Source organism: Alphaproteobacteria bacterium, from assembly GCA_015062495.1.
Lineage (GTDB): Bacteria > Pseudomonadota > Alphaproteobacteria > Rs-D84 > Rs-D84 > Enterousia.
On the sequence record SUUN01000002.1, the window covers coordinates 266954 to 280811 of the forward strand.

Consider the following 13858-nt stretch of genomic DNA (forward strand, 5'->3'; position numbering starts at 1 on the left):
CGTGCGACAAATGTCGCACACCATAGTGCCATTACTTACCACTTACACTAACCACTAAAAAATCCCGCATGTGCGGGATTTTTTATATATTTAATTTCTTTTGCATTTCGGTTAACACAGGAACGTCTATTCCTAAATCTTTGGCACGGGCAATCAGTCCGCCCAACGCGAATATCCCTTCAACTGTGCCTTGTGGTGGGTTGCCGTTGGCAATTGCCATGCCGCCCGCGAAATTCCGGCTGGTTGCGCTGGTCGCCGACAGGAACAAATCCCCAATCCCGCACAATCCCAAAAATGATCGCATCTGGCCACCCATTGCAATGCCTATTGCCATAACTTCGTTCCATGTGCGTGTGAATATCAGTGCACGTTCGTTTTCTGCGCACTTGACACTGTTATATCCACAAATCAATGCCACTGCATTTTTGCCAACGCCGCACACCTGTGTGCCGATAATGTCGGAACTTGTTTCCAGATACAGTTTGTTTAGTGCGCCCTGCCCTGCGATAATTGCTTTGTCCGTTCCGGCCAGTGTTGACCCGGTTGGAACCCCTTGTGCAACTTCGGCGGCGAACTGCGGGCCCGACAAAACGCCAAAATCAACACATTCTGGAATTTCAGTTGCCAAAATTTCAGACATAAACTGGCCTGTGGTGTTTTCTGCCCCTTTGGTACAAATAATTATCGGTTGGCCGTTATATTCATTACGCGCTTTACGCATTGTTTCCCGGAAAAAAGCCCCCGGCGTCACCACCAACCACGTGTCCATATCATGCATATCGGCCATATTCGCGGTCATACGAATGTTTTTTGGCATTACTACGCCATCAAAATCCTTGTGCAGGCCGTCATAAGACCACAACACAACATCTGCCCCGCCCTGTGCGGACACGATTGCCAACGCAGTGCCCCATGCGCCCGCGCCAATTACACCAACTTTCATTTTATTTTCCTTATTTTTCTTTCAATTACAGGGATAACTGTTAATCCATCATCTGATAAATCAATTGCACGCATATATGACTCAACGGCTTTGTCAACATCGCCCGTGATTGCATATATGTCCCCCAAGTGCTCGAACAACGAAGAACACGTTTCAGATACTTCGCCAACGCGTTCCAATACTTCCAGTGCGGCATCCACCCCTTCGCGTTGTGCAACCACAACCCCCAGTGTATCCCACGCCAGAATATCTGTTGGATTTTGCTGTACCAGCATCATTGCATAATCGTACGCATTATCCAATTCTCGGTTTTGTGCGGCCCAAATTTTTGCCTGCAAAGATATGATTTCTGCATCCATAACCAGTATTTCGGACGCGTCGCGCAAATCTTGCTGGGCTGCGTCCATATCGCCAAATGCAAAATGTATTTGTGCGCGTCCCTTGGTAAAGAATGCCCTGCCCGCGTCGTTCAGGTTTTTGTCCTTTATCGCGCGATTTATCACACGCAGTGCGGCCCGTTTATTACCATGCTGAATATGATACCCCACCAGTTTATTTACCGCCGGTACAAACAACGGGTGTTCACGCAGCGCATCCTGCAATTCGTCGATATTTCCATTCTTTTCTACGTTGCGCAATACGCCAAACAGATAAAAAGGACTGTCCGGACTGATACGGGCAAAGTGCGCCCCGTAATCACCGCGATTATTCCAAAAATAATTCCCCAGATAATAATCAACAACACCATTTGTTTCTGCAAATTCTGGCGCGGTAATCTGGGCAAATCGCAACAACAGCATCGCCAAATCAGAATACATCATAATCTGGGTATGCGATACATTTTGCACCAAACTGAACGCCAGTTGGTTTTTATACCCCGCATACACAGACCAATCTGGAATATTGTCGTATCCGCGCATGAACATACCGCCTGGTCGCGCGGTAAAATCATCGCGCAGTTGTGCCGCCGCGTCCGTCATATTGTGATGCGTATAGAACGACATAATGTACAAATAATCGTTTATATTCATAAAATCTGGACTGACCGCGGCAAAGTTTTCGGCCGCCGTATCTGTGTCACCCAGTTCGGCATAAATCTGTCCCCGTACAAACGATTTCCACGACGCATTTGTCGGCAGGCGGTCTATAAATTTAAACGTATTTGTGCGCCAATCATTTGCAATTGCCGACCAAATACGCAGCGGTGCGGCCAATGCAGATTCGTCCGTTTTGTGCCGGTTGTGTAATTCTTTCCACATGTCATTCTGAATCAGATATGCATCATAGACCAACTGTGCCGGCATTCCCTTTTCGTTTTTTAATAAATGCGCATCAAACGGCATGCGACCGCTTAAAAAATCAGAAATATAAATTGTGTTTTGCACAATTGGATATTGTATATCGCGCAAATTCTGGGTTAAATTGTTCGCAGTATCGAAATCATTAACGTATATTGCGTGTTGTGCAGCCAAAAATGCCCCGTATTTTGTGGTGGGGAATTCATATTTTTCGCCCTGCCCCGTTGTGTGTGTTGCGTTCCAAATCGCACCACTTGTTATGGCGATGGCGGCAAATAAACTAATTGTGACAAATAAACTTTCTATTTTCTTCATGATTATGCTAGAATAGTACTTATGAGTAATAAAGTCAAATTTGAACGATATGCAGATTTATTGCGCCAATGGTCGTCGCGCATGAATCTTGTCGCGCCCAGCACGCTAAACGACATAGAAACGCGCCACATTGCGGATTCTGCCCAATTGGCAGACGTTTTGCCACGCGATGTAAATATAATCGATTTAGGCAGTGGTGCGGGATTCCCCGGGGTTGTTTTGGCGATTCTGGGTTGGCGCGTGACGTGTATTGAATCAATTGGTAAAAAGGTTGCGTTTCTGAACGCGGTCAAGGATGAATTAAAACTGGATAACCTGACAATTTATCATGGCCGTGTCGAAGATTATGTCCGGCATTTACCGGCAAATTCGAATGATTTTGTCTTCACTGCACGTGCGTTTGCATCCTTGACCAAGATTATGGACTATGTCGCACATACAAAATACCGGCTTTTTCTGTTAAAAGGTCGCGAAATTGCCGGGGAAATCGATGCTGCAAAAACCAAGTATGATTTTGAATATGATTTAACACCGTCCAAAACAGGTGATGGTTTTATAATTTCTGTGCGTTTTTGCCGGTAATTTCATATGAAATACGTGTTAAATTGTTGAAAAAACATTGTTAATTTAAAAATATTACAAAAAAGCCGGCAAAAGCCGGTATTTTTAATTGTTGAAAAGTATGCCTTGTTTCATGTGAAATTGTTAATAAATATTTGTTTTTATTTTGTTTTTGCGTTGTGAAATATAAACTCTTGACCGAATCGACCGGTTTTTATAATCTTTACATGAAACGGAAGGGGTTTTATGACACATATTATTGCATTTGCGAATCAAAAGGGCGGGGTGGGTAAAACCACAACCGCTATTAATATCGGTGCATCCCTGGCGGCGATAAAAAAGCGTGTTTTACTGGTCGATTTGGATCAACAGGGTAATGCCGGAACGGGATTGGGGTTTGAACGTGCGTCACATCGCCAAAGTGTTTATGGTGTGATTATGGGGACTGCAAACGCGGCGGATAATATTTTATCCACAGCAGTACCCGGATTACATTTGTTGCCGTCGTCCCAGGCGTTGGCCGGTGCGGATGTTGATTTGCTGGATATGCCAAACCGTGAATTTCGCCTGCGTGATGCGTTGCGGCCGATTATGGACTATTATGATTATATTCTGCTGGATTGTCCGCCGGCATTGGGGTATTTAACAATTAACGCATTAACGACGGCTGATTCTGTGATAATCCCGTTGCAGTGTGAATTTTTCGCACTCGAAGGGGTTCAGCAATTAACCGACACAATCGATATTGTGCAAAGCAAATGGAACTCAGACTTAAAAATATTGGGCGTGTTGCTGACCATGTACGATCGTCGTTATGGCTTGACGCGTGCAGTGGACGAAGATGTGCGCAAAACGTTTGGCGATACTGTGTTTAAAACGGTTGTTCCGCGCAACGTCCGTGTGTCCGAAGCGCCGTCCCACGGCAAACCAGCGTTATTCTATGATTTTAATTCAACCGGCGCCCAGGCGTATTTACGTGTCGCGACCGAGGTTGTCGAACGAACCACAGGGGGAACAGATGGCGAATAAATTTGGATTGGGACGTGGCTTGGCGGATATCAGTGCGTCGCGTGGCGCGATACCTGATATATCATTATTAACCCAAAATGACCGGGTTGTTGTCAAACAGATTCCATTGGCACAAATTGGTGCAAACCCAGACCAACCGCGCAAGACATTTTCTGATGCGGAATTGAATGAATTGGCGGCGTCCATTCGTGAACGGGGGGTTTTGCAACCGATTTTGTTGCGCTGTGTATCGGGGCGTCCACATATGTACGAAATTGTTGCAGGCGAACGGCGTTTTCGTGCGTCCAAGATGGCGGGGCTGACCGAAATTCCAGCGTTGGTAAAATCATTGGATGATAATAATGCGCGTGAAATTGCGTTGATTGAAAATGTTCAGCGTGAAAACCTGAACCCAATCGAAGAAGCGAACGCCTATAAAAATCTGATGGAATGTTGTGATTATGAATTGGATGATGTGTCGCGTTTAATTGGCAAATCGGCCAGTTATATTCGCAATATGTTACGCCTGACGTCACTGCCGGAATCTGTCCAGGGGTTAGTAGAGCAGGGCGAACTGACCGCGTCCCACGCGCGTACAATTGCGGTTGCGGAAAATCCAGCCGAATTGGCGCACAAAATTATTGCGGAAAAATTATCGGTTGCTGCAACAGACCGATTGGTGAAAAACGCGCCACGCGCAAAAAATACGCGTGCGCACGCGCAAAAAACAATTGATGCTGCGTCCGTCCGCGAAATCGAAGGCCGCATAAAAACCGCCCTGGGTGTGCCTGTGAAACTGACCGAACGTCGTGGTGGTGCGGGCACGATAACATTATCATTTGCCACCCGTACGCAACTGTATGAATTGGTGGACAGTTTAACCAAATAAAAATGTTCAAAAAAGCCGGCAAAAGCCGGCAATTTTTGTATATGCGACCAAATAAATAAAAATGTTGATTAATTCCCGGCTTTTGCCGGCTTTTTTGATGTGTTTTTGCCTTTAATGGGATTTTAATTGAAAAACTGCAATTTTTTTTGTAGTCTGAACATACAATAAAAATCACAGGGGAAATACACAATGGACGACAAAAAATTATCATTCGAAGATGCCTATAAACAACTGATGGAATTGGTAAAAAAAATGGAATCGGGCGAATTACCGTTGGCTGATTCTGTTGCCGCATACGAACAGGGTATAAAATTAAAGGCGTACTGTGAACAATTGTTAAAAGAAGCAGAATTAAAAATCGAAACCCTGAAAGTGGGCGCATAAAACACAAAAATAAACGGATATTATCGTGGCAGACCAAGGTAAACTGACCCCCGTAATGCAACAATATGTCGACATGAAGTCTGAAAATCCAGACGCGTTGTTGATGTTTCGTTTGGGGGATTTTTATGAATCTTTTTTTGAAGACGCCCGCACAATCAGTGCGACACTGGGGCTGGTTTTAACTGCGCGTGGCACCGATGGTAACGGAAACGACATTCCGATGTGTGGTATTCCGTGGCACGCGGCGGACAACTATTTTGGTCGCCTGGTGCGTGCCGGGTACAAGGTTGCACTGGTCGAACAAATGGAAACCCCCGCCCAGGCCAAGGCCCGCGGGCACAAGTTTATTGAACGTCGTGTTGTGCGTGTTTTAACGCCTGGTACATTGACGGATGAAAATTTACTGACACCAAAAAACTCTAATTTCTTGGTTGCGATTTCGCCGATTGGTGGCGGTGCGTATGATATTGCGGGCTGTGACATTTCGACGGGTGAATTTTTTGTTGGTCAAACATCGGATGCGATTGATGACCTGGTACGAATCAACCCAGCCGAGGTTATATTCCCATTCCACACCGCCGAAGAAAAAACAATTTCCAAACTGCGCGAATTATTCAAGGCCGCACCGGTCTATGAAAAACTGTATCATCGCGCCGACATAGACATGGTTGTGTCGCGTGTATTTGGTGGTGCGGTTGATGCCGGTGTGGCGGCAAAAAATACAGACGGTGCGATATGCTTGCTTGCGGGATATTTATTTAATACCCAGCGTGATGCATCAATCACATTTCGTGCGCCATATACATTCAAGTCTGGTCGGCAATTATTGATTGATTCTGCCACCTGGCGCAGTCTGGAAATCGACGCCCCGATAAACGACGGTGGCGCGTGTCTGGTTGATGTGCTGGATGAAACGCGCACGGCGGCGGGCGCGCGCAAATTGCGTGCATATCTGCGTAATTTATCGGCGGATATTGATGAAATTAACATGCGTCAATCGCACATTTCACACTTTATGTTAAACCCAGACGTCTGCGCAATGGTCCAAGATATTTTGGCAAATGTACCCGATGTTGGGCGTTGCCTGTCGCGATTACTGTCGGGGCGGGGCACACCACGCGATATGCGCAATATCACAAATTTTATAACGGTTCTGCCCCGGGCCCAGTTATTGGCATCGCGCCTGGATTCGGGATTTGCCGCACGTTTTGCCGAATTGAATACACATGGTGAACTGTGTGCCACGTTAACGCGTGCACTGTCTGATGAACTGCCGACATTTTTCCGTGATGGTGGCGTGATTCGTGCTGGCTTTGATATAGCGTTGGATAATATGCGTGAATTGTCGAATGGCGCGCGCGAAACGATTGCTGGTCTGCAAACACAGTACATAACCCAGACAGGTATAAACACGCTGAAAATAAAATACAACAATATCCTGGGGTATTTTATAGAGGTTCCCAGTTCCCGCGCCGATATTATGATGTCGCCAGATTCGGGCTTTATCCATCGCCAGACGATGGCGGGCAACATGCGATTTACCACATCGCGCCTGATTGATTTGGATAACGATGTGCGCAGTGCCGCTGAAAAGGCTGCCGCCATCGAAGATGAAATCGTAAAACAATTCATAGAACGTATTCGCGATATTGCAGACGACCTGTTGTCGGCGGCGGATTTATTGGCGGATGCGGATGTGTGGACGGCATTAACGCACGTTGCAGACAAATATTCCTGGACACGTCCCGTCATGACGGACGATTGTGCGTTTGATATTGTCGGTGGTCGCCACCCTGTGATTGAATCCGTGCTGCGTGCGCGTGGTGATAACTTTGTAAAAAATGATTGTAATTTAAATGTGCACGCAATTGCATTGCTAACAGGGCCGAATATGGCGGGTAAATCAACGTATCTGCGCCAAAATGCATTGATTGTGGTGTTGGCGCACCTGGGGTCATATGTGCCGGCAACCCGCGCGACCATTGGTATTTGTGACCAGTTATTCAGTCGCGTTGGCGCATCAGACAACCTGGCGGCGGGCCAGTCTACATTTATGGTGGAAATGAGCGAGACTGCCAACATCCTGAACCGTGCGACAAACCGTTCGTTTATCATATTTGACGAAATAGGGCGGGGCACTGCGACATACGACGGTATGGCAATTGCCCAGGCGGTTCTGGAATACCTGGACGCGATGTGTCCGCGCACATTATTTGCGACGCACTATCATGAATTAACCGCACTAAGTATGGATAACGTTTCGTGTTTGACGATTGATGTGCGCGAACATAACGATGAAATTATATTTATGCATAAAATTGTTGCGGGTGTTGCGAACCGGTCGTATGGTATTCATGTGGCGCGCATGGCGGGCATGCCAAAATCTGTGATTGCGCGCGCCGAATGTGTGTTGTCTGCATTGGAATCGCACGAACCTGTGCAAGCCTCTCAGACGTGTGCGCCAAAACCCGCGCCCAGCACAAAAAAACAAAGTGTGTCGGATAATGTGTCCCCGCAATTAAGTTTATTTGGATAGGTCATGTCGCAATCTGGCTGGATAATCTTAGACAAAGATTCAGGGCTGTTTTCACGAACGGCGGGCGGTCGCATTGCGCGCATGTTGGGAACGAAAAAGTTTGGACATATTGGCACACTAGATCCCATGGCCACGGGTGTATTGCCGATTGCGATTGGCGACGCAACTAAAATGATACCCTTTGTCGAAGAAATGGGCAATCATACCAAGGAATACCTGTTTTCATGTGTGTTTGGCTTTGAAACAGACACGTTGGACATTACCGGCACAGAAATCGCACGCAATGATATTGTCCCAAGCGAAACCGCCATTCGCGCTGTTTTGCCAAATTTCATTGGGCATATTTCGCAGATTCCACCAATTTATTCGGCGGTGCATGTGGACGGCGCGCGTGCATACGAATTGGCACGTCGGGGACGGGCGGTTAAAATCCCTGCGCGTGATGTTGAAATATTTGCGCTGGAATTGACTGGTATTTGCAATGGTTCGTGGCATTTTCGCATGCGTTGTTCGCCCGGCACATACGTGCGGTCTGTTGCACGTGACATTGCGAAAATGTGCGGATGCCTGGCGACGGTCGATATGATACGTCGTACCCAGACCAACGGATTTGATATAAAAGATGCCGTAAAACTTGATTTTTTGGAAAAAGTATTTAATAATAGTGGAAATTTAGGCGAAAACCTAAAACCGACGGACTTTGGACTGGGGGACATTCCGGTTTTAAGTCTTGTCTGTAAAGACGCTGATTTTTATCGAAGCGGCGGCTTTATCGAAACGGGCGCAGATAACGGTCTGTATCGTATTTATTCTGATAAGAACTTTATTGGAATTGGTGTGGTATCAGATGGCGTTTTGCGACCAAAACGAACAATATAAAAAATAAAAGGAAAACATAATGTCCGTAACAAAAGCAAAAAAATCTGAATTGATTCAGGAATACAAAGTGTCTGACGTTGACAACGGCGGTTCTGTTGAATCCCAGGTTGCAGTTTTGACAGAACGCATTCGCAACTTGACCGAACATATGAAGGCTAATCACAAAGACAATCATTCAAAACGTGGTTTGTTGTTGATGGTTAACCGCCGCAAGAAATTGTTGGCATATATCAAGAAGCGTAATGCATCTGACTACGAAGCCCTGATTAAGAAATTAGGTCTGCGTAAATAATAAAATCCCGCAATCGCGGGATTTTTTTTTGAGATATGAGCCAGAAACGCTTTGCTAAATAAAGAAATCCCCCAATCGGGGGATTTTTTATTTATGCCATTTTGGAAACTTTCTTAGCCAATCTTGAAATCTTGCGCGCTGCGCGTTTCTTTGGCATGATTTTGCCGGCTGATTTCATGATTTTGCTTTCTGCATTGCGGGCCGCTGTTGTTGCCGCCGCTTTGTCGCCCGATTCAATTGCAACCAATGCTTTCTTAGTCGCGGTCTTAACAACGCTGCGACGTGATGTGTTAATTGCATTTTTCTTGGCAGTTACCAAAATTCTTTTTTCTGATGACTTATGATTTGCCACGTTATTTTCCTTTTATTTTTGTTTTGATTTTGGTATTTTATAACAAACAAACACAAAATCAAGGAAAAATAACATGATGTATTTAATTGGTATTATTGTTTCATATTTATTGGGGTCAATTCCCATGGGGTTGTTGTTGACGCGCCTGGCGGGCAAGGGCGACCTGCGCCGCGTCGGCAGTGGTAATATCGGCGCAACAAATGTAATGCGTGTTGGTGGTCTGCGTATGGCGGGTCTGGTTTGGATTCTTGACATGGCCAAGGCGGCCGCCGCCGTATTCATCGGTAAATATATCGCAGGCGATGCATTTGGTGCGTGGTGTGGTTTTGCGGCGATTGTCGGACATTGTTATCCGGTTTGGCTAAAATTCAAAGGGGGCAAGGGGATATCATCCCTGTTCGGCACGCTGTTGGCGGTCAGTCCTGTGTCCTTTGTGGTGTGTGGTATTGAATGGTTGTTGGTCGCACTAACGTCCGGGATATCATCTTTGGGTGCGGTAATTGTATTTTGTTTGATTCCGATTTTAGGATTTGCGATTAACACACATGTTGGTTTTGCATTTCTGGCCATTGGTCTGTTGTGCATGTGGCGACATCGTGAAAATATCAAGCGTTTGCTGTCAGGTACAGAATCCAAGATTGAATGGAAATGGAAAAAATAAGAAAAACGGGGCGCGTCCCCGTTTTTTGTTGTTTTTTGACGCATTTTGTGATATAATACATTCCAAAGATTATATACAGGGGAAAGGGAATATGAAATCTGTCCTATCATTAATTGCAATGTGCATGGTTGCTACGTCCGCAATTGCGGCTGCGCCCAATATGACACCCGCCACGGGTCGTGGACGCGCGTCTATGTCGAATCAAATGATGGCGGCACCACGTGCGGTTGCGTCCAAGAATCAATTGTCTGGTATTGCGTATCAGTCTGGCACAGTTGCCACGCCAACTGTTCCCGCCGCGCCTGTTGCGACACCTGACGATAAACTGGCGGTCACGCCCGATGAAATGAAGCCTGCTGAAAAAGATATGCGCGAACGCGAAAAACGTGCATGCCTGCAAAATAACATCGGCATTGGCAATACATTTGTTTGGGCATCGCGTTACAGTAATTTAGGCAGTTATTCTACAATGATAGAAGACGTCGAAGAACCTGAAAACAACACCTGTTTTGTTAAGGTTGAATTAAAATCCGATGACCCAAAAATCAGTGTTGCCGACGTCCCGTCTAAATATTTTGAAATGGGGCGCGACATTACATGCGGCGAATGGGCAAATTATGACACCTTGAAATCACGGATTCTGGATGCCAAGAAATCTGCCCGCACATGGGCAACCGTTGGTGGTGCGGTCGGTGGTGCGGCCATTGGTGTTGGCGCAATGGAATTATTTGGAAACAAATTAATCGGTGGCAAGGTTATGGGACAAAAGGATCTAGAAGGGCTTGAACTGCTGGAATCCCAATTGGCGGTATTGAAAAAGGATAGCGAGGCTGAATACAACCGCTTTATCAAATACCTGGGCGACTTAAAATGTGCCTGTGATGACAGTGTTTGGCCCGATGCATCAAAAAAACCGGCCGCATGCACCGAATATGAATATGCGTTTGTATTGCCCGGCGTTAATAACAAGATGTGTGCCAAGAATTAGTTTAAATCCCGCGTTTGCGGGATTTTTAAATGGCTTGCAAATAATATACTTTATTTAATATGGTATTTTTCCTATGGTATCAAACATGTCAGATATATTTAACAGATTATTGATTTTGCGCACCCCAGGCATTGGTCCGGCGAAATTTAACGCACTGATTCAGAAATTTGGTTCGCTTGATGATGTGGTTGCCGCGCTGTGCCCAACCGATAAATTGCGTGACGCAGTGTCTGATGAAATGGCGCGCGCCACCGAACAGCATATATATTATATAAGTGACACCGATGATTTATATCCAGACCATTTGCGTGCGACAAAAAATCATCCGCCCGTCATAACGGTGCGTGGCAATCTGGATATATTGACGCGTGATATGGTATCAATTGTTGGCACACGTCACGCGACGGCGGCCGGTATGGAATTGGTTGCCGATATTGCGCAAAAGTTTGCAGAAAATAACACCGTTGTCGTATCTGGTATGGCGATTGGCACAGATACCGCCGCCCACCGCGGTGCGTTGCGCGCAACGCCTGGCGCAGGAACGATTGCGGTTTTGGCGGGTGGGGTGGATTATATATGGCCACTGGAAAACGAATCGTTGTATTGGGATATTGTTGCGCACGGCGCAGTCATCAGTGAAATGCCCGTTGGATTTACACCCATTGCAACAAACTTTGTTCAGCGTAATCGAATCGTGGCGGGTTTGTCGCGTCGCCTGATTCTGGGCGAAGCGGATATAAAATCAGGTTCAATGACAACGGCCCGATTCGCACATGAATTAAATCGTGAAATTTGGGCAATTCCATCACACCCATCGGATTTAAGGGCTTTTGGTCCAAATTCCCTTATCCAGTCTGGCGTTGCGCGTTTATGTATGGGTGCGAATGATTTTTTTGACGCATCCCACCCAGAAACAAATCAGAAAAAAAATTCAAAAAAAATTGATGCCGAAAATAATTTAATTGATGCGATTGGAACAATTCCTGTCTCGGAATCTGTATTGGCAGAAATTGTCAAAAAATCGATTTCGGAAATCAAAAGTGAATTGGTAATTTTGGAATTAGGCGGACTTGTGCGAAAAATTGATGGCGGCTATGTTCGTGCCTAGTTTGTGTGTTGTCTATACAGTGTATATACAATGTGCGAAAATCTGGCAAAAAAACGAATCGTTGTCAAACAATCATTCATCAAAAATCAATCAACCTTTTGTTGCAAATTGATTTTTATCTTATAACTTATTGGACGTATCCAAAACGAAAGAAGGTAATCAAAAAACGGGATGAATTTTTATTAACAAATAAAGATACATCTTGAAACAAATTTTACTGGGGCAGGGGAATGTAGATGCAACAGAAAATGTCATGAAAATGGCGTTTTATGTGGGTGGTTTGTACAATCTCTTGTGTGGGAAGCAAAGGAGAAAAAGGTATGCAGACAGTGGCAATGGCAATGAACGCAGATTTGGAAACAATCAAGGGGGCGATTGCGGCAAAATTTGACACTGCGACATATACATCTTGGATTGCACCACTGACATTTGATATTGAAAACGACACATTGGTTTTGGGTGCACAGAATCAGTTTTCTGCAAACTTTATTAACGGTGTACACTTTGGTGCGTTGTCATCTGTTGCATCGACATTTGGCCTGGCATTAAAGATTGTTGTACGCAACACATCTGTATCGTCGGCGCCGGTTGCAAATGATAACACGACACAAACATATACGCCTGCGGCGACTGTTTCACCTGCGGCAACGGTTGCGTTTGATTCATTTGTTACATGTGATGAAAATTTATTTGTTGTATCCGCCTGTAAAAAGGTTGCAACCGCATCTGTTCCATTTTCACCTTTGTTCATTTACGGTGCGGCGGGTTGTGGTAAAACACTGTTGACCGAATGTATTTCGGGTGCGGCGACTGGTCGCGTTGTAAAGATGTCTGGGGCGCAATTTGTATCTGAATTCACCCGCAGCCTAAAAGAACACAATGTTTTTGCATTCAAAGACTTCTGCCGCAAATGTGATACATTTATCTTGGACGATGTCCAGGCCTTATCTGGCAAACGTGCATCGACCGACGAATTTATGCAATTGATTGTTGATTTGCGCAACGCGGGCAAAAACGTTGTTCTGACTGCGAACGCGGCACCAAACAACCTGACGGGTTTTGATCGTCACGCACAATCTTTGTTGGCGTCTGGCCTGGTTGCAGATGTTGCATCGCCAAACGCGTATGTAAAATCTGTTATGTTGCGTCGTGCGGGTGTTGCGACGGATGTTGCCGATGCATTGTGTGCGCGCATTGCGAACGATGGTCACATGATTGCAGGCGTTGCGAAAAAGATTCGTGCCTATGTTGACTTGATGGGTGCGTCTGTGGATATGGCGGTTGCGACGCGTTTGTTGGCGGACACATTGCAGACTGTAAAAACACCGGTTGCAATGGTGCGTTCAATGTGTGAAAAACTGGGGGTATCATACGACGCGGTATGTGGTTCGGGCCGTTCCCGTGCATTGGTATTGGCACGCCAGACAATGATGGTTGTATTGAAACAGGCGACCCAGTTATCATTGTCTGAAATTGGCAATTTTGTTGGTGGTCGCGATCATGCAACTGTATTATATGCAATCAAACAGATTGAAAAGCAATTGGCATCTGACCTGGTATTATCTGCCCAGATTCAACAGTTGGTATCAGAATGCCGTTAAAAGTAATTATATAAATAATTTGCAATTGAAAAAAACTTTGTTA

General features: G+C 45.6%; 14 protein-coding genes. 11 read left to right on the forward strand and 3 right to left on the reverse strand.

Going from position 1 to position 13858, the window contains the following annotated elements:
- Positions 1 to 82: 82 nt before the first annotated feature.
- Complete coding sequence (locus tag E7008_03915; protein ID MBE6457060.1) at positions 83 to 943, reverse strand: hypothetical protein; 861 nt, start codon at positions 941 to 943, stop codon at positions 83 to 85.
- Complete coding sequence (locus E7008_03920) at positions 940 to 2556, reverse strand: hypothetical protein (protein MBE6457061.1); 1617 nt, start codon at positions 2554 to 2556, stop codon at positions 940 to 942. The genes E7008_03915 and E7008_03920 overlap by 4 nt, the downstream gene beginning before the upstream one ends.
- 21 nt (positions 2557 to 2577) lie before the next feature.
- On the opposite strand from E7008_03920, the gene rsmG reads away from it, so the two are divergent.
- The 7 genes from rsmG to rpsO all read left to right on the forward strand — a co-directional run bounded on the left by rsmG (position 2578) and on the right by rpsO (position 9105).
- A complete protein-coding gene (gene rsmG, locus E7008_03925; GenBank protein MBE6457062.1) occupies positions 2578 to 3138 on the forward strand; it encodes a 16S rRNA (guanine(527)-N(7))-methyltransferase RsmG in 561 nt (186 codons plus the stop codon).
- A gap of 225 nt (positions 3139 to 3363) precedes the next feature.
- Positions 3364 to 4146 (forward strand): ParA family protein, encoded by a 783-nt coding sequence (locus E7008_03930; GenBank protein MBE6457063.1) that lies wholly within the window; start codon positions 3364 to 3366, stop codon positions 4144 to 4146.
- Positions 4058 to 5014, forward strand: a complete 957-nt coding sequence (locus E7008_03935; GenBank protein ID MBE6457064.1) for a ParB/RepB/Spo0J family partition protein — start codon at positions 4058 to 4060, stop codon at positions 5012 to 5014. Before E7008_03930 ends, E7008_03935 begins: the two co-directional genes overlap by 89 nt.
- A 189-nt stretch (positions 5015 to 5203) precedes the next feature.
- Positions 5204 to 5398, forward strand: coding sequence for an exodeoxyribonuclease VII small subunit (gene xseB / locus E7008_03940; GenBank protein ID MBE6457065.1), 195 nt, complete (start codon positions 5204 to 5206; stop codon positions 5396 to 5398).
- A gap of 25 nt (positions 5399 to 5423) precedes the next feature.
- A complete protein-coding gene (gene mutS, locus E7008_03945) occupies positions 5424 to 7934 on the forward strand; it encodes a DNA mismatch repair protein MutS (protein ID MBE6457066.1) in 2511 nt (836 codons plus the stop codon).
- Positions 7935 to 7937: 3 nt separating this feature from the next.
- Positions 7938 to 8813 (forward strand): tRNA pseudouridine(55) synthase TruB, encoded by an 876-nt coding sequence (gene truB, locus E7008_03950; GenBank protein ID MBE6457067.1) that lies wholly within the window; start codon positions 7938 to 7940, stop codon positions 8811 to 8813.
- Between the two features lie 19 nt (positions 8814 to 8832).
- A complete protein-coding gene (gene rpsO / locus E7008_03955) occupies positions 8833 to 9105 on the forward strand; it encodes a 30S ribosomal protein S15 (protein ID MBE6457068.1) in 273 nt (90 codons plus the stop codon).
- Positions 9106 to 9196: 91 nt separating this feature from the next.
- Here the strand turns inward: rpsO and E7008_03960 are convergent, their stop codons facing one another.
- On the reverse strand, positions 9197 to 9457 hold the full coding sequence (locus E7008_03960) for a 30S ribosomal protein S20 (protein ID MBE6457069.1): 261 nt from the start codon (positions 9455 to 9457) through the stop codon (positions 9197 to 9199).
- 73 nt (positions 9458 to 9530) lie between these two features.
- Here E7008_03960 and plsY point away from each other — a divergent pair, with 73 nt between their 5' ends.
- The 4 genes from plsY (at position 9531) to E7008_03980 (ending at position 13815) form a co-directional block, all read left to right on the forward strand.
- Positions 9531 to 10118 (forward strand): glycerol-3-phosphate 1-O-acyltransferase PlsY, encoded by a 588-nt coding sequence (gene plsY, locus E7008_03965; protein MBE6457070.1) that lies wholly within the window; start codon positions 9531 to 9533, stop codon positions 10116 to 10118.
- 91 nt (positions 10119 to 10209) lie between these two features.
- Positions 10210 to 11106 (forward strand): hypothetical protein, encoded by an 897-nt coding sequence (locus E7008_03970; protein ID MBE6457071.1) that lies wholly within the window; start codon positions 10210 to 10212, stop codon positions 11104 to 11106.
- 73 nt (positions 11107 to 11179) lie between these two features.
- Positions 11180 to 12214, forward strand: a complete 1035-nt coding sequence (gene dprA, locus E7008_03975) for a DNA-protecting protein DprA (GenBank protein MBE6457072.1) — start codon at positions 11180 to 11182, stop codon at positions 12212 to 12214.
- Between the two features lie 269 nt (positions 12215 to 12483).
- Complete coding sequence (locus E7008_03980) at positions 12484 to 13815, forward strand: AAA family ATPase (GenBank protein MBE6457073.1); 1332 nt, start codon at positions 12484 to 12486, stop codon at positions 13813 to 13815.
- The last annotated feature ends 43 nt before the right edge of the window (positions 13816 to 13858 follow it).